20 protein-coding genes are annotated in these 16,672 nt (G+C 41.4%); 16 read left to right on the forward strand and 4 right to left on the reverse strand.

All coding sequences use genetic code 11. The features are described 5' to 3' along the window. Positions 1-13 precede the first annotated feature (13 nt). The 14 genes from xseB to V6C27_05685 all read left to right on the forward strand — a co-directional run bounded on the left by xseB (position 14) and on the right by V6C27_05685 (position 12,269). Positions 14-265, forward strand: coding sequence for an exodeoxyribonuclease VII small subunit (gene xseB / locus V6C27_05620; protein MEG6615906.1), 252 nt, complete (start codon positions 14-16; stop codon positions 263-265). Then, positions 265-1,149 carry a farnesyl diphosphate synthase gene (locus V6C27_05625; GenBank protein ID MEG6615907.1) on the forward strand — a complete coding sequence of 295 codons (885 nt, stop codon included), beginning with the start codon at positions 265-267 and terminating at the stop codon, positions 1,147-1,149. Before xseB ends, V6C27_05625 begins: the two co-directional genes overlap by 1 nt. Positions 1,150-1,308: 159 nt before the next feature. Then, entirely contained in the window at positions 1,309-1,458 is a 150-nt protein-coding gene (locus V6C27_05630; GenBank protein MEG6615908.1) for a hypothetical protein, read from the forward strand. Between the two features lie 513 nt (positions 1,459-1,971). Continuing rightward, a complete protein-coding gene (locus V6C27_05635) occupies positions 1,972-2,568 on the forward strand; it encodes a hypothetical protein (protein MEG6615909.1) in 597 nt (198 codons plus the stop codon). Positions 2,569-2,594: 26 nt separating this feature from the next. Further along, positions 2,595-4,478, forward strand: a complete 1,884-nt coding sequence (gene dxs, locus V6C27_05640) for a 1-deoxy-D-xylulose-5-phosphate synthase (protein ID MEG6615910.1) — start codon at positions 2,595-2,597, stop codon at positions 4,476-4,478. A gap of 23 nt (positions 4,479-4,501) precedes the next feature. Continuing rightward, a complete protein-coding gene (locus tag V6C27_05645; protein MEG6615911.1) occupies positions 4,502-5,317 on the forward strand; it encodes a TlyA family RNA methyltransferase in 816 nt (271 codons plus the stop codon). Further along, positions 5,314-5,838 (forward strand): hypothetical protein, encoded by a 525-nt coding sequence (locus V6C27_05650; protein MEG6615912.1) that lies wholly within the window; start codon positions 5,314-5,316, stop codon positions 5,836-5,838. The genes V6C27_05645 and V6C27_05650 overlap by 4 nt, the downstream gene beginning before the upstream one ends. Next, on the forward strand, positions 5,835-6,707 hold the full coding sequence (locus V6C27_05655; protein MEG6615913.1) for an NAD(+)/NADH kinase: 873 nt from the start codon (positions 5,835-5,837) through the stop codon (positions 6,705-6,707). The genes V6C27_05650 and V6C27_05655 overlap by 4 nt, the downstream gene beginning before the upstream one ends. Next, complete coding sequence (locus tag V6C27_05660; protein MEG6615914.1) at positions 6,700-7,263, forward strand: class I SAM-dependent methyltransferase; 564 nt, start codon at positions 6,700-6,702, stop codon at positions 7,261-7,263. The genes V6C27_05655 and V6C27_05660 overlap by 8 nt, the downstream gene beginning before the upstream one ends. Continuing rightward, a complete protein-coding gene (gene argR / locus V6C27_05665; protein MEG6615915.1) occupies positions 7,263-7,721 on the forward strand; it encodes an arginine repressor in 459 nt (152 codons plus the stop codon). Before V6C27_05660 ends, argR begins: the two co-directional genes overlap by 1 nt. A 4-nt stretch (positions 7,722-7,725) precedes the next feature. Beyond that, entirely contained in the window at positions 7,726-9,402 is a 1,677-nt protein-coding gene (gene recN / locus V6C27_05670; protein MEG6615916.1) for a DNA repair protein RecN, read from the forward strand. Positions 9,403-9,669: 267 nt separating this feature from the next. Then, the gene (gene spoIVB / locus V6C27_05675; GenBank protein ID MEG6615917.1) at positions 9,670-11,022 is read left to right on the forward strand and encodes a SpoIVB peptidase; all 1,353 of its coding nucleotides are present in this window, start codon (positions 9,670-9,672) and stop codon (positions 11,020-11,022) included. Between the two features lie 171 nt (positions 11,023-11,193). After that, a complete protein-coding gene (spo0A, locus tag V6C27_05680; GenBank protein MEG6615918.1) occupies positions 11,194-11,961 on the forward strand; it encodes a sporulation transcription factor Spo0A in 768 nt (255 codons plus the stop codon). A gap of 140 nt (positions 11,962-12,101) precedes the next feature. After that, on the forward strand, positions 12,102-12,269 hold the full coding sequence (locus V6C27_05685; protein ID MEG6615919.1) for a hypothetical protein: 168 nt from the start codon (positions 12,102-12,104) through the stop codon (positions 12,267-12,269). Between the two features lie 32 nt (positions 12,270-12,301). Here the strand turns inward: V6C27_05685 and V6C27_05690 are convergent, their stop codons facing one another. Both V6C27_05690 and dut read right to left on the reverse strand, forming a co-directional pair. Then, entirely contained in the window at positions 12,302-12,730 is a 429-nt protein-coding gene (locus V6C27_05690) for a YaaR family protein (GenBank protein ID MEG6615920.1), read from the reverse strand. 30 nt (positions 12,731-12,760) lie between these two features. Beyond that, positions 12,761-13,201, reverse strand: a complete 441-nt coding sequence (dut, locus tag V6C27_05695) for a dUTP diphosphatase (GenBank protein ID MEG6615921.1) — start codon at positions 13,199-13,201, stop codon at positions 12,761-12,763. 239 nt (positions 13,202-13,440) lie between these two features. Here dut and V6C27_05700 point away from each other — a divergent pair, with 239 nt between their 5' ends. Together V6C27_05700 and V6C27_05705 are read left to right on the forward strand one after the other, a co-directional pair. Next, complete coding sequence (locus V6C27_05700) at positions 13,441-14,133, forward strand: 4Fe-4S binding protein (protein MEG6615922.1); 693 nt, start codon at positions 13,441-13,443, stop codon at positions 14,131-14,133. Between the two features lie 58 nt (positions 14,134-14,191). Beyond that, on the forward strand, positions 14,192-14,551 hold the full coding sequence (locus V6C27_05705; protein ID MEG6615923.1) for an arsenate reductase family protein: 360 nt from the start codon (positions 14,192-14,194) through the stop codon (positions 14,549-14,551). Between the two features lie 46 nt (positions 14,552-14,597). Here the strand turns inward: V6C27_05705 and V6C27_05710 are convergent, their stop codons facing one another. Both V6C27_05710 and V6C27_05715 read right to left on the reverse strand, forming a co-directional pair. Beyond that, the gene (locus tag V6C27_05710) at positions 14,598-15,185 is read right to left on the reverse strand and encodes a hypothetical protein (GenBank protein ID MEG6615924.1); all 588 of its coding nucleotides are present in this window, start codon (positions 15,183-15,185) and stop codon (positions 14,598-14,600) included. A gap of 191 nt (positions 15,186-15,376) precedes the next feature. Next, positions 15,377-16,612: an NAD(P)-dependent oxidoreductase gene (locus tag V6C27_05715; protein ID MEG6615925.1), complete on the reverse strand. Its 1,236-nt coding sequence runs from the start codon at positions 16,610-16,612 to the stop codon at positions 15,377-15,379. Between the last annotated feature and the right edge of the window lie 60 nt (positions 16,613-16,672).

The raw sequence follows: 16,672 nt of genomic DNA on the forward strand, positions 1-16,672 counted from the left end.
AGGGGGATTTAATATGGAAGTCAAAGAGCGGAACTTTGAAGAAGCACTGACCCGTCTAGAAGAGGTAGTTAAGCAGTTAGAAGATGGACAACTGCCGTTAGAAAAGGCATTGCACCTGTTTAGTGAGGGTGTAGAATTGGCCAATATTTGTAACAGCAAATTGGAAGAGGCCGAGCAACGTGTCAATATGCTGGTCACCAGAACCAGTGGTGACATCGTCTTAAAAGAGTTAAAAGTAGAAATAAATGTCGAGGGACAGGCTTAATGAATTATTTGCAAAAATTGAAAGAACGCTCTAGTTTAGTGGAACAGGCATTGGAGAAAATGCTGCCATTGGCAACCACTTATCCCTCAGTAATACATCAGTCCATGCGCTATAGTTTATTGGCTGGGGGAAAAAGGCTTAGACCGTCCCTAGTAATTGGTGCTGCCGAGGCGCTGGGTTGTAATGCTGAGCGGGTACTGCCAACTGCCTGTGCTTTGGAAATAATTCATACTTATTCGCTGGTGCATGACGATTTACCGGCCATGGATAACGATGACCTAAGGCGTGGTAAGCCAACCAATCACAAGGTTTATGGCGAAGCTATGGCTATTTTAGCTGGTGACGCCCTGTTGACACTGGCTTTTCAGTTGATTGCTGAAAATGTAAAATATGCTCCGGCCGAACTGGTGGTTCAAGTGATCAAAGAAATTGCTGAGGCATCTGGTTCGCTAGGAATGATCGGTGGTCAAGTGGTAGATACCATCTCAGCAAATGAAGAAATTGACAGTAGCACCTTGGACTATATCCATCGCCATAAAACAGGGGCTTTATTTAGGGCATCTGTCCGTTCAGGAGCGATATTAGCCGATGCCACCGAAGCACAACTGCAAGCTTTAACAAATTATGCGGAAAATTTAGGACTGGCCTTTCAGATTGTTGATGACATTTTAGATGTGAAAGGTGATACCGATAAAATTGGCAAGCCGGTGGGCAGCGATGAAAAGAATAAAAAAGCTACTTATCCCGGCCTTTATGGCATAGACAGTGCATATCAAAAAGCAAATGAGGCGGCCGAAAACGCCATAAATGCATTGAAATTTTTGGGTCCTGAAGCAGATTTTTTGCGTCAGACGGTGTATTTCATTATTAATCGTGATTATTAATAAAGCAAATTGTTCACATAATATATTAAAGTTGTTTGTGGCCCATTGTGAACAAGAAATATTAAAATACTGTAAAAACTAAGTCATTCCCGCTTCAAACTGGAGTTTAGCGGTTGATAGTTGACTTTGTCAGTATATTTTTCTTATGATATAATTCTAATGACCAAATTGAGAAATACAGGTGTGATGCAGTATCCTAGTCAGAATTGCTCTTTTGAAGGCGGGGCTAAAAATCCGTCAAAGGGCACATCGATGAAGTTCCTGGTGCTGGCTTTTGACGCCCAGTTGGGGGCTGGTACTGGGAGTTAAGGTGAGAGGGCAACTTGCAACGGCATGTGAGATTTGACCCTGTTACCGTGGAGGCCCAAGTGCGTGGGGGACCATAATGAGGTAACCTATGGCTTGGTGAAAACCTGCATGTGGGAGCGAAACTGCGTGCAGTGTAGCCTGCCTTGAGTGGTGGGGGTGAATACCGTATAGTACTTTGCTAAGTTCGGGCCCGTTCTTAGTAAGGTTGGTTGAAACCTTTATTGCAAAAGAGGCTAGAAAGAGTTAATTCTGTCGAGGAAAACTCCTAGGCTGTCTGGGCAACCAGGGCTTGCTGGGGATTAAAGTGCGGACTAAGTGGTAATCTAGCCCCGTAACCGGAAACGGACGGAAAGGGCTTTGAAGGGAAACCGCCAGCTTGGCGACAACTGGTAGTCCTTTGGGAAAACCTGCTAGACCTAAGCCGCAATATTTACTTAGCAAGCTATCACAGAGTATTTGAATAAATTTGACCTAATATGGGCTGCTGAAAAGCAGCCCATATCACATATTTACATGGGGTGGTTATTTTTGGGCAATAATAAGTCCAGCGTTTCCCTTACTTACATATCATTAATTGCAGTGGGTTCTTTTTCATTGGCCATTGCATTTTCAATTATTTCTGAACTTTTGGTGCGAAATTTAGATAATTTAGCACTAACTTTTATCATGTTGCTAATCATAATATTTACTGGCGTTATTTTTGATATGTTAGGTACCGCTGTTACTGCGGCCAATGAATCACCGTTACACGCTAAAGCCACCAAACGGGTTTTGGGTGCCCAACAGGGAATAGTGCTAGTTCGTAATGCTGACCGGGTGGCTAATATTAGTAACGATGTCATTGGGGATATTGCGGGTACGGTATCAGGAGCATTGGGTATCTCCATTGTGGCTCGGGTGGCTTTACAATATCCTGGTATGGATGCTTTGGTTTTGAATATTTTAATCACAGCCTGCGTGGCCGCCCTGACCATTACCGGAAAAGCGTTGGGTAAAAAATTTGCTTTGGATAATTGCGATAAAATTATATTTTTTGTAGGTAAACTGATGGCCCATGTAGAAAAAATTATAGGGTGTGATCCCTATCGGAAGTGTCGTCGTCAAAAGTAATAGTAATAAAAGGTGGTTTCATTGATTTGAATCTGTTAGACAGTATTTATTCACCGCTTGACGTGCGTGCTTTATCCAATAGCCAGCTAAAACAGTTGGCAGCAGAGCTACGTCAACAAATAATTAAAACTGTTTCTGAAAATGGTGGCCATTTGGCTCCCAACCTAGGTGTTGTTGAACTTACACTGGCAATACATAAAGTGTTTGATACCACAGTGGACAAAGTGATCTTTGATGTTGGTCATCAGTGTTATGTGCATAAGCTACTTACTGGTCGTAGGAAAGAATTTCATACTTTGCGTCAATATCAGGGTATTTCGGGCTTTCCCCGCTGTTCGGAAAGTATTCATGATGCCTTTGGTACTGGTCACAGCAGTACTTCCATTTCAGCAGCATTAGGCATGGCCATTGCTAATCAACTACACCAAGAGAACCATTCTGTGGTGGCAGTGATCGGGGATGGTGCTATGACCGGTGGTATGGCCTTTGAGGCACTAAATTATGCGGGGTCATTGGGCACCAATTTAATAGTTATTTTAAATGATAACGAGATGAGTATCAGTGAAAATGTTGGTGGACTTGCTAAGTATTTAACCCGTATCAGAACTGACCCCAAGTATACTAAAGGCAAAGATGAACTGGAGAATATAATTAAAAGACTACCTGTTGGTAAACAGGTGCTTAAAGTGGCAGAACGCCTGAAGGATAGCTTTAAATATTTAGTTGTTCCTGGAATGCTCTTTGAAGAATTGGGTTTTACCTATTTAGGTCCCATTGATGGTCATAACACCCATGATCTCACCGACACATTAACCCAAGCCAAGGCCATGAAGGGTCCGGTGTTGGTGCATGCCATTACACAGAAGGGTAAAGGTTATAAGCCAGCAGAGGAAACACCGGACAAGTTTCATGGCGTTGGTCCCTTTGATATTGCCACCGGTGAAATATTAAAAAAGGACGGAGCACCTACCTATACCCAAATATTTAGCGATACTATAGTTAAGCTGGCTGATCAAGATGACAAAATTTTAGCCATCACCGCCGCCATGGCCGGGGGGACAGGTTTATCTGAATTTGCCAACCTTTATCCCCAACGGTTTTTTGATGTGGGCATTGCTGAACAACATGCGGTAACAATGGCTGCTGGGTTAGCTAACAGTGGTTTTAAACCGGTGGTGGCAATTTATTCAACCTTTATGCAACGGGCCTATGATCAAGTATTGCATGATGTTTGTCTGCAGAAACTACCAGTGGTGTTTGCCATCGATAGAGCGGGCATAGTTGGTGATGATGGGGCTACTCACCAAGGTGTATTTGATATTACGTTTATGCGTTCTATACCTAACATTATTTTCATGGCCCCTAAAGATGAAAATGAAATGCAGCATATGCTTAAAACAGCAATGGATTATTCGGGGCCAGCCGCCATTCGTTACCCCCGGGGTAGTGGTCTCGGAGTGGAAATGGATGCTACCCCAACGGCTTTGCCCATTGGAAAGGCAGAAGTTATCAGAGAGGGCAAAGATATTACATTGCTGGCCATTGGCAATATGGTTGCGGTGGTGGAAGAAGCTGCCAAAGAACTGAACAAACTAGGAGTACAAGCTACAGTAATCAATGCTAGATTTATTAAACCACTGGATGCAACCTGTATTAGCCATTATGCAGAAAAAACTGGTTGTCTGATTACCATAGAAGAACACGTTTTAACAGGTGGTTTTGGCAGTGCAATTCTGGAATTACTGGAGGCAAAAAGGTTAAATAACATAAAAGTGACCAGGTTGGGAATTCCAGATGAGTTTGTTGAACATGCCCATCCGTCAATTATGCGTAAAAAATACCGATTAACTGTGGCAGGGGTAGTGGAACAGGCTTTAACTATGTTGGGCAAACGTCCTAAGTTGTCTTAACGCGGGACTAACTGGAGGTAAATATGGCAGCAAAAGAAAGATTGGATAAGGTGCTGGTATCCCGCGGAGACTTTGCCAGTAGAGAAAAGGCCCGCTCCGCGGTAATGGCAGGATTGGTGTTTGTAAACGATCAACGGGTGGACAAGCCGGGGTACCAAGTGAACGCAGATGTGAAAATTGAAATTAAAGGTAAAGTATTACCATACGTTAGCAGAGGCGGATTAAAATTAGAAAAGGCAATAACCGCCTTTAATATAGATTTGAAGGGCAAAGTGGTGATGGACATTGGTGCCTCCACCGGCGGTTTTACCGACTGCGCGCTGCAAAATGGAGCAGTTAAGGTCTATTCTGTGGATGTAGGCTATGGACAACTTGCCTGGTCGCTACGGCAGGATCCGCGGGTGGTGGTGATGGAACGGACAAATATTCGCCATCTCACCAGTGATAAATTAAAGGAGTTACCTAATTTTTTTTCAATAGATGTTTCCTTTATATCGCTGGCTAAGGTCTTGCCTAAGTTAGAAGAATTGACTGATCCGGAGGCCAGTGGGGTAGCGCTAATTAAGCCTCAGTTTGAGGCCGGCCCTGAAAAGGTAGGCAAAAAAGGAGTAGTACGGGATGCCAATGTCCATAAAGAAGTAATCGGTAATGTCATCGCTGTGGGGAAAGAACTTGGCTATTCGGTGCTGGGTTTAGATTACTCACCGATTAAAGGGCCTGAAGGAAATATTGAATACTTGCTTTATTTTACCAAAGCAAGGGTTTCAGATAATGGAAATGCTATAGACGAGCAAATAATAGATAAAATTGTTGACAGCGCTCACGGGGCGGAGCTATGAAACCGGCAGATCTGTTGATTTTGGGCATTGTATTTGGTGCCCTTTTCATTTACTATTTAATCAAGTTAATACATACTTATAAGTTAAAACGACAAGCAAAAACCTCCAAGCGGGCTGAGAGGGTCGCTCAGAAATATTTAGAGCAACAGGGGTACACTATATTGTCTATTCAGCAAAGGGTACCGATTATTACCAAAGTGGATGGACGTAGTTACCAAAACCATGTCAAAGCAGATTTTATCGTCAAAAAGGGTGAGCAAAAATATGTGGCGGATGTCAAAACCGGTGCCCAGGTGCAACGCCCCACCAGTGCTGACATTAGAAGACAACTGCTGGAGTATTATCTGATTTACCAAACCGATGGTGTGTTGCTGGTGGATATGGAAAACAAAAAAATACACACAATTGAATTTCAGCTAAAATTGCCGGACAGTAGAAAAAAGTTATTAAGTTATCTGATCGCGATGGCATTTGGTGCATTATTGGTGTTGATACTGGTTAAGGGAGGACTGATTGCTTGAAAACCATCGGAATAGTTTTAAATAAGCAGAAGTACAAAGTGGCTCCGGTGGTGGAAGAAGTTTGTCGTTGGCTGGAAAATAGAGGTATTAGAGTGCTGTTAAACGACGAATGTGCGGAAAGTCTTGGAGTTACCAATAAAGGTTTAACGTTGGAACAACTGGCAAAATTCTCCGATTGCATTATGGTGTGGGGTGGAGACGGCACTATTCTTAATAGTACTCGGATAGCTGCGCCGCTGGGTACCCCCCTTTATGGAGTTAATGCAGGTAGGCTGGGCTTTTTGACAGAAGTTGATATTCCCGATCTAATACCAGATTTAGAGAAACTTTTGGTGGGAGACTATACCATAGAAGAGCGGATGATGATTGAAGCCAGGGTTAATCGTCAAGGGCAAGTGATACAAACATCCCACGGCTTAAATGATGCGGTCATTTCCAAGGGTGCACTGGCAAGGATGATTTGGCTACGCATTTATTCTGATGGGGAGTTGGTTAACAGTTATCCTGCCGATGGGGTAATAGTTGCCAGTCCCACCGGCTCAACTGCCTATTCATTATCAGCAGGTGGACCGATAGTGGGACCAAACTTGGATTTAATGGTGATTAGCCCCATCTGTCCCCATACATTATCTGCCCGGCCGTTGGTAATTTCACCGGAAGACGTTATTTCAGTGGTGCCTGATATACCCCATGGCGAAAGTGAAATCATGTTGACTTTAGACGGACAGTATGGCTATAAGCTGCAACCGAAGGATGACGTGCAAATTCGCCGAGCACCCTATGCAGCTAAATTTATTAGAACCCATAAATCTAATTTTTACAGTGTATTGCGGGAAAAACTGGAGGAATGGAGCAGTTTTCATGAATAGGGGACATAAGAGTGCAGTGGCTTTGGCTCACCAATTTATCGCCAATGCTTTGCCAGAGAATGGCGTGGCGGTGGATGCCACTGCTGGAAATGGCAACGATACAGTTTTTTTGGCAGAAAAAATGCCCAAAGGGACAGTTTACTCCTTTGACATTCAACCAGAGGCGTTGGCACAAACCAAAGTTTTATTAGAAAAACAAGGGCTATCTAATGTAAAATTAATACATGATGGGCATCAAAATATAGATAGCCACTTAAGTGGTCCGGTGGATGCGGCGATGTTTAACTTGGGCTACCTCCCTAAAGGTGATCACAGCATCACCACTAAGCCGGACAACACCGTAGTGGCGCTGGATAAAGTGACTAAAATGTTAAAGGTGGGTGGCCGGATTAGTTTAATCGTCTATACTGGACACCCGGGTGGTTTAGACGAACTGATGGCGGTGGAAAACTACCTCAGCGGGTTAGACTCTCTGTCTTATTGGGTAACGGGCTTAAAATTTATTAACCGGCCGCCCACAGCACCAGTATCATTTTTTGTAGAAAGGGTGATTTAATGACCAAGGCCAGGCGTCAATTAAAAATACAAGAGATCGTAAGGGATCACCCAATAGAAACCCAGGAAGAACTTGTGTATGAATTGAGAAAAGCTGGCTATGATGTTACCCAAGCCACGGTATCGAGAGATATTAAAGAACTGGGTTTAATTAAAATACCTGGGGACAATAATGTTTCCAGATATGCCATGCCCAATCAACCAATTGTCAGACGTAATGATGAACGTCTAAAGCGACTGTGTAAGACATCGGTCATTACATTGGATTACAGTGAAAATTTAATAGTTATCAAAACCATGCCTGGTGAAGCAATGGGTGTGGCCTCTGCCATTGATCAATCCAATTGGCCAGAAATTATTGGTACCATTGGCGGTGATGACAACATTTTGGTAATTGTAAAGCCCAAAAAGGCAGCCGCTATGTTGGTGGACAGATTTAATGAGATGATCAAGGGGTGATGGTATGCTGCGCTCACTCTACATTAAAAATTTTGCTTTGATTGATGATATAACAGTGGAATTTGGACCAGGTCTAAATATTTTGACTGGTGAAACCGGTGCTGGTAAATCCATTTTATTGGATGCTTTGCAGGTGGCTTTGGGAGGCCGGGCATCGGCTGAGTACATTCGGGCTGGAGAAGAAAAAGCAGTAATTCAGGCAGCCTTCGAGGTGGAAACCGAAAGTTTACTCAGCCGTTTAGAAGATTTAGGTATTGCCCCTCCAGAGGATGGAGTGTTAGTGCTTTCCCGGGAAATTACCCGCAATGGTCGCAACCTGTGCCGGGTTAACGGACAAATGATCGCGTTAACTATGTATAGACAAGCTGGTGGTGGTTTGGCTGACTTACACAGCCAGCATCAACAACAGTCACTGTTGGATACTGAACGGCATTTGGATTTATTAGATAGTTATGGTGGGTTAGTGGGTCAAAGGGAAAAGGTGAATCAGTTTTACCATCAGTGGCACCGACTGCAAAATAAATTAGAACAGCTGCAGACTAACGCCCGAGAAACCGCACGGCAGATGGAGATGCTAACGTTTCAACTAAAGGAGATTGAGGTTGCCAATCTTAGCCCCGATGAAGATGAACTGCTGGTTAACGAACGCAACCTGTTGGTTAACGCGGAAAAAATATCGACTTTAGCCAATTTAATTAATCAGGCGTTGTATAACGGCGGTGGCAAATATCAGGCGGCAGCAGTGGAGTTGATTGGCGAAGCGTTAAACTCAGTCAGAGAACTAAGCCAATACGATCCAAAGGTTGAAAGCCATTTAGAAAGTTTGGAATCCGCAATGTACGCCATTGAAGATGTGGCTAGAGAAATGTCTGGCTATCTGGATAACGTTGATTTTGACCCCCAACGTCTGGATTATATAGAAAGACGGATAGATGAGATTAATCGCCTAAAGAGAAAGTACGGCGAAACGGTTTCAGATATTTTGTCTTACTATAACAACATTGCCACTCAGTTAAATGAATTATCCAATTCTGAAGAACAATATGAGCAGTTACAGACCCAGGCTGATGAATACAGAAAACTGTATCAGCAAGAGGCGGATAAATTAAGCCAGTTGCGCCAACATGCTGCCAGAAAATTACAAGGGGATGTGGCAGCTGAACTGGCTCAGTTGGAAATGGAAAAGGTGAAATTTAAAATAGCGTTCCTTCCCTTGGACAAACCATCAGCCAAAGGAAATGACGACGTAGAATTTTTGATTGCTCCTAACCCCGGCGAACCATTAAAGCCATTACATAAAACAGCTTCCGGCGGGGAACTGTCCCGGTTTATGTTGGCGATAAAGACCCTGTTGGCTGAGGTGGATGCAGTGGGCACACTGGTATTTGATGAAGTGGATACCGGGATAGGTGGCCGGGCATTACAATCAGTGGGTGAAAAAATGGCCCAAATTGGTAAGTCGAGACAGGTAATAACTGTTACCCATGCACCCCAAGTGGCCTGTTTTGCAAAAAATCATTATTTAATTAAAAAAGAAGTGACAAACAACCGCACCTTTACCAAAATTACTAAATTGGATTACGATGGACGTCTGCATGAACTGGCAAGAATGCTGGGAGGAAAAGATACCAGCAATGTCGTTATGACCCATGCAGAAGAATTACTAAAATTAAGTTCATAAAATTACCAAAAGCGCACTTTTAATGGCGCTTTTTTTGTTTGCTCTTTACACATTTATTTGCTGGTAGAAAAACAAAAAGTTACATAACGGCCAACTCTCTGATAAACATTGACTTTGGAAAAATGAGACACAATTACAATTAATAAATGACATTTTTATAGGTTACTTTAATATTACGCTCAAACATCTAAAAGTGTTATTTGGGCCAAAAGTTAATGTTTTATTAAGTCCGGAGGTGAGATTAAAAAACAAAGGGGGATTTGGCCGTTGAACCGTGACAAAATAAAATTTACCGCATTTATCACGATAATCTTATTGACCATGGTTTGTTTTAACACCCAAGTGATGCATTTGGGTACCCTTCCTTTAACTCAAAAAATCACCGTTGGTGAATCATTGGATTTAGGCTTTAAAGCCACTGGCCGATTTCTTAATGCCCTACAGGTAGATATTAATGACAGCAGTACCTTTACCTTTACCCTTACCAGCACTGCACCCATTGTTACTACTCCCGGCGAACTAAATATGACTGTCAAGTTGTTTGGTATCATACCATTGCGTCAAGTAACAATTGACGTAGTGCCACAAACCAAAGTGGTTCCAGGTGGCCACTCGGTGGGAGTGATGGTCCATTCCCGTGGTGTAATGGTGGTGGGCATGTCCACTGTGGAAAACGCAGAGGGAAAACAATTTAACCCGGCCCAAAATGCTGGGATAAAGGTTGGTGACGTCCTCTTAAAGATTAATGGTAATGCTGTCAAAACAGAGAGCCAAGTGCGCAGCATTATAAATCAAGCCAGCAAAAGTAAGAAAGTATTAATTTTTGAGTTAGAAAGACATGGTCGAACCTATACCACTGAAGTTAACCCAGTCTATAACCATAATACCAAACAATATATGGTTGGTTTATTTATTCGGGACAGTGCTGCTGGTGTAGGTACTTTAACCTTTTATGACCCCAAAACCAAATCATATGGTGCTTTGGGACATATCATCACAGATATTGATACCGGTAAAAAGGTTGATATGTCCAATGGCCGGATTATCGGTGCCTATATTCAGGGAATTCACCCTGGGCAAAAAGGGCAACCAGGAGAAAAAGTGGGTATAATCGAAACTAATAATAGTATGTCCGGTACGATAAATAGCAATACTCCCTATGGCATTTTTGGTCAATTATCTCAGCCTATCAAAAATCCATTTTTTAATGACCCGATAGCCATTGCCTTAACAAATCAGATTGAAGAAGGTCCGGCAGAGATTTTTACAGTGCTGGAAGGAAATAAAATAGAAAGATTTAAAATAGAAATAGAAAAGGTTGCCAGACAGTCACATCCTGAGGGAAAAGGAATGATAATAAAAATTACTGATCCAAAATTGCTTAAAACAACAGGCGGAATAATACAAGGAATGAGTGGTAGTCCAATAATTCAATATAAAAATGATCAGCCTTTATTAGTGGGAGCAGTAACTCACGTTTTTATCAATGATCCTACCCGGGGCTATGGAGTACTGGCTGAGTGGATGCTGCAACAAACAAAAACTATGTCAAAAATTAACAAAAATAACATGACGAATGATGATGTTATTTCAAGGCAAACGACGAACAATGCAGCATAAATAAGCTAAATAATTTAATTTGTCAATTACGGGGTTTTTTAATGAAATTGATAATTTTTTACAGTTGAAAGAGGAGTTTATAATCCGGTTGTCGAATGTTTATGCACATAGATAAAAATTACCAACCGATGGTAAAAATAAACAAATAATGGGAGGCGGGGTTTTAATAAAATGGCGATTAAGGTGCTAGTTGCGGACGACAACCGAGATTTTTGTGAATTATTAAAGGAGTTTATCGATTCCCAAGAAGATTTAGTGTTGTCAGGTTTGGCGTACAATGGTTTGGAGGCATTAGAATTAATCGAACAACAAAAACCTGATGTAATTGTCCTTGATGTAATTATGCCACATTTAGACGGCATTGGGGTGCTGGAGAAGATTTCTTCTAATTTAACATCCATTAAACCTAAAGTTATTATGCTTACAGCCTTTGGCCAGGAAAATATAACCCAAAGGGCTGTTGAACTTGGGGCTGATTACTATATTTTAAAACCATTTGATTTCACAGTTCTGGCCACTCGCATTAGGCAATTGTTTAAGGGAGTAGCGGGTGGTGGTTCAGAATATATTTCACCAGTTAAAACCAAAAACTTGGACGTGGCAGTAACTAATATTATACATGAAATGGGTGTGCCGGCACATATTAAGGGTTATCATTATTTACGGGATGCTATTTTGATGGTGATAGATGATGTTGGTCTTTTGGGTGCCGTTACCAAGGAATTATACCCAATGATTGCTCAAAAATATAACACAACACCCAGTAGGGTAGAGCGGGCAATTCGCCATGCCATAGAATTGGCTTGGGATAGAGGCAACATTGAAATGATGACCAAGTTCTTTGGCTACACTATTAATCTTGATCGCGGTAAACCCACCAACAGCGAATTTATTGCCATGGTGGCAGACAAATTGCGGATTGAAATTAAGGCTGGTTAATGGGTTGGGTTTAATGTTTAATGCGGAATTATAAATTTTTATTACTAACACCTCTTATAAAATAAGAGGTGTTATATTTTGTATATATTTACTAATTTTGTGAAATAATATTATAAACTTATATAGGGAGGAACTTGCTTATGGACGTTGATATGAGTGTTGATGAAGTATTGGCTCAAATTAGGCAACTTCGTAATGATGGTCAGTCACTTAGTAAGAAAAAAATAAAGCAATCTCACCCAGAATTGATGAGAAGTGCTTTGTATTATTTTCCCAGTTGGGAGCATGCTATTGATAATATTAAATAGATCTCATAAACACCCATTATGGGTGTTTGTTTTTACTGATAAATATCTAAAAGTAATCCAGCAATTTTATCTACTTTAGCGATTACTTCTAGCGTGTCCTGTTGCTCGCTTAAAAAGTGATTAGTTAATTGTTCTACCTCTTGATCAATAATTTCAATCCTTAGATATAGATTACTGTAATCAACACTTCTTACCCGTTTAATTTTATGATAATTTTTTAGCACATAAGCAAGATATTCTCTAATTTGTTCCTTATATTCCATCACATTTTCAGGTGTAATCTGTTGCTTAAGTTTATTGCCTAAATCTTTAATTTTATCTAGCATTTCTTTAAGTTGCTGTTTGGTATGGTCTTTGTTAGCCATATCCATAAAATTCGAAAATGATTTTTGATTTTTGGCATCCACTCTCTTGGTATCTTTAGTCCATAGAGACTGTTTATTGATGTTAGATATTTTCATACTTACCCCGCCCTAAATTTTCCCCAATGTTTAGTTTCCTGTGCTGCCAAACCCGCCGGAACCCCTAGCGGTATGGTTTAACTCCTCACATTCCACAATCTCAATGGCTGGTAACCGATGAATGATGGCCTGGGCAATTCTATCCCCCGGTTGAAATGTTACTGCATGATTTCCAGCATTGTATAATAGAACCTTTACCTCACCGCGGTAATCGGAATCCACTACGCCCACAGCATTACTTAAAGTGATACCATGCTTTTTGGCATTACCACTGCGAGGATAGATTAGCATTGCGTAACCCGGTGGCAACTCAAAGGCCAGACCGGTGCTAGCAGCGCGATGTTCGCCTGGTTTTAGGTAAATTTCTTCAACGGTATGTAAGTCGAAACCAGCACTTCCCAGTGTGGCTTTAATTGGTACTTGTGCGTCGGGGGATAACTTTTTTACCTTTATCTTTGCCTGATATTCCATGTTAAGCTCACTCCTAAATTATCTGTTGACCCCTACATTATAATATTTTTTCTTCCCCTTGGCTAGGATTGACATAATATTACCTAGGTAGGTATAGAGCAAAAAATACACAAGCCCTAGTGTTGACTAGATAGAACTCACATGTTAACATATACCCATGGGGGTAGGGGTAGTGGTTAAAAAGTAATTAACATTGAATTAAACTATGAGATTAAGAGAAATATAGGGAGGTCAATAAAATGAGAAAGAATGATTTGCAAATCAGCAGATTTCGTAAACAGGCAATTACATGGGTAGTGCTACCTGGGGTGCTTATTGCCGGATGGCTTTACCCACCGGTGGGTTTTGCATTATTGCTTTGCATGATCGGCGCCGTTGGCTTATCTTTCTTCAGAGGCAGAGCATGGTGTGACTGGATGTGCCCCCGAGGGGCGTTCTTTGATATCTTTTTTTACCGACCCCACCAAAGCAAGCCGATACCGGCATGGCTGCGTGCTAAAAAATTGCGTTATTTCATGTTAGGGTTGATTGTAGTGGTGTTGGGTGGGCAATTATACTTTGCTTGGGGAGATCTTTATGGCATGGGTATGGCATTCACCCGGTTGCTTACAACCACAACTGTGATTGGTATAGCACTTGCTTTGTTTGCCCACCCCAGGGGCTGGTGTCATATTTGCCCAATGGGAACACTGGCCAGTATTTTTGGTAAAGGTAAGATGCCTTTATTTGTTAACGGCAGTAAATGTACCGAGTGTGGTAGGTGTTCTTCAGCTTGTCCGATGGGATTAACTCCCAATGGAGATAAGGAAAGTGGAATGCTACTTGACCCTGATTGTATCAAGTGTGGTAGTTGCACCGCAGTCTGTGCCAGAAAAGTCCCCAGTTTTGAAGAGTTAAACCAAGGGATGCTTGTAGAAAGAAAGGGTGCTTAACAATCAGATATATGCTAAAATATTGGGCAAAATCTTTTTAGTTATGGAGGTTCTTTCTATGGAATGGATTTTATTTGATTATCCCAGATGAAGTACTGTTAAAAAGGCCAAGGAGTGGCTTAATCAAAAGGGCATTAAATTCAACACCCGTCATATAGTTGACCAAAATCCTACCAAGGATGAAATTAAGGATTTACATGTTAAAAGTGGTTTAGAAATTAAAAAAATGTTTAATACCAGTGGTAAAAAATATAAAGAGTTAAGAGTTAAAGATCAATTAAAAACTGCCAGTGCAGATGAATTGTATGAGTTACTAGCATCCGATGGTATGTTGGTGAAACGGCCAATTTTAACCAACGGACAAAAGGTGTTAGTGGGCTTTAAAGAAACAGAGTGGGCGCAACTACTGGGAGTATAACGTAAAGCAGGTTTCCTTGTTTAAAGGAAACCTGCTTTTCTAATTATTAAGCGTTGTTAATACCGGCTGTCACTTCATTTTCCAGCTGATTTAATTCTTCTTCAGTTAGTTTTCGCTTTAAGAATTTTTCTAAGGCATTGATGGAGGCCACCAAGGCCACCCTTTCTACGTTTACCCGGGGTTTAGGTTCAAAGTAACTGGGTTCAGGTATTTTGGCTGATGGTAGCCCTGGACTCAATTGATCAGCCATTTGATCTAGGGAAGGGGGTTCCTTTTCATTGTATGTTAACTCAATGTTTTCATCATCTGCTATATTTCCCATGGTGGACCTGATGAATTCCTCAGCTTGTTCTTGTAGTTCTTTTTGTCTGCGTCTTTCTTCGGCCTTTTGTTTTCTTTCCAGTTGTTTAATTTTAGCCAGCTCAATATTTTCTAATACGTTGACTAATTCTTCTTTATGCCCTTCAATAAATTCTTTATCCACCTCGGGATTGTTTTCAGCTAATTCAATCAAGCCTTCTTGATTGCGGATCACTACCTGAAGGGAAGGGTAGTATTTTAATGGCAGTTTAGACCATTCTTTATTATATTCTTGTCCAGAGACGGTAAAAAGTGACTCATTCTTTTTTGCCATTGGCCTCATTCCTTTCCTGTTTTTAGTCACCAGCTAATTATACAACATTATTAATGATAATGGGTTTTTCAATTAACCTTTTGTCTGAATAAAAAGACACCTGGGCTGCGTTATTAACAATACATAAAGGGGCCGTTGCAAGTTTTGCAACAGCCCCAGCATATCAATATCTCAGGTTTGCTTAATTAACATTAAGAATTACTTATATACTGGTCTATGGCTTCTGCCACTCTTTTGGAAACCCTTACCGCTTCCACTACGGTTTTGGCCCCTGTGACCACATCTCCCGAAGCGAATACACCTTCACGGGTGGTTCTGCCGCAGTCATCAGTAATTATTAACCCCCAATTGTTAATTTCAATTCCCTTTGTGTTGGCTACGATGTTTGCCCGTGGACCTTGGCTAATGGCGATAATTACCGAATCCGCTGCAAAAACTGCTTCCGAATCAGCCACTTCCACCAGTTTGTTGTCTCCGTCATCAGTAACCATTGCTTTGGCTTCCACATATTTAACACCGTCATCAATTATTTCAATTGGTTGCTTATAAAACTCAAATTTGACGCCATCTATTTTAGCATATTTTACTTCGTAATCTCGGGCTGTGATGTCGTCAGGTCCCTTTCGGTACATAATAGTGACTTCTTCAGCACCTTGCCGCAGCGCAGTTCTCGCCACATCCATGGCCACGTTGCCAGCGCCCACAACACACACTTTTTTACCTAAATTGTAAACTTCTGGATTTTTTAAATAGTCAATGGCGAAATGGACATGCCCCAGACTTTCTCCTTTGATGCCCATGGCTTTTGGCTTCCAAACCCCGGTGCCAATAAAAATAGCCTTGTAACCATCCCGAAATAAATCATCGATGGTGATATTAGGACCAATTAAGGTATTAGGTCTAATTTTTATGCCCATGGCCAACAGCTTATCCTTTAATCTGGTGAGAATGGATTTTGGTAGCCTAAACTCAGGAATGCCGTATCTTAAAACACCACCAATTTTGTCATGGGCTTCAAAAATGGTAATGTCATATCCTTTGGTGGCCAGCATAAAGGCGATGGTAATACCGGCTGGTCCAGAACCAACGATGGCAACTTTTTTGGTTTTGTCGATCTGGTTATCCGGCTTAAATTTATCGAGAAAATAATCAGAAATATAGTTCTCTATAGAGCTTATTTGGACGTTGGTACTTTTTTTACCTAATATGCAGTGACCTTCGCATTGGGCTTCGTGTGGACAGACCAATGAACAAACAACGGATAGGGGATTATTTTTAAAGAGCATTTCCCCCGCCTGATCTATTTCACCTGCTAATAACAGCTTAATTACTTCATTAATTGGTGTGTTAACGGGGCAACCTTTTTTACACTGCGGCTTTTTACACTGCAAACATCTGCTGGCTTCTTCCAATATATGTTTTCCCATTATGTCAACTCCCTGTTGAGAATACTATGATTATCTCAACATTTTATCAGTGGGTCAAGT

The organism is Peptococcaceae bacterium 1198_IL3148 (assembly GCA_036763105.1).
GTDB lineage: Bacteria > Bacillota > Desulfotomaculia > Desulfotomaculales > Desulfohalotomaculaceae > JBAIYS01.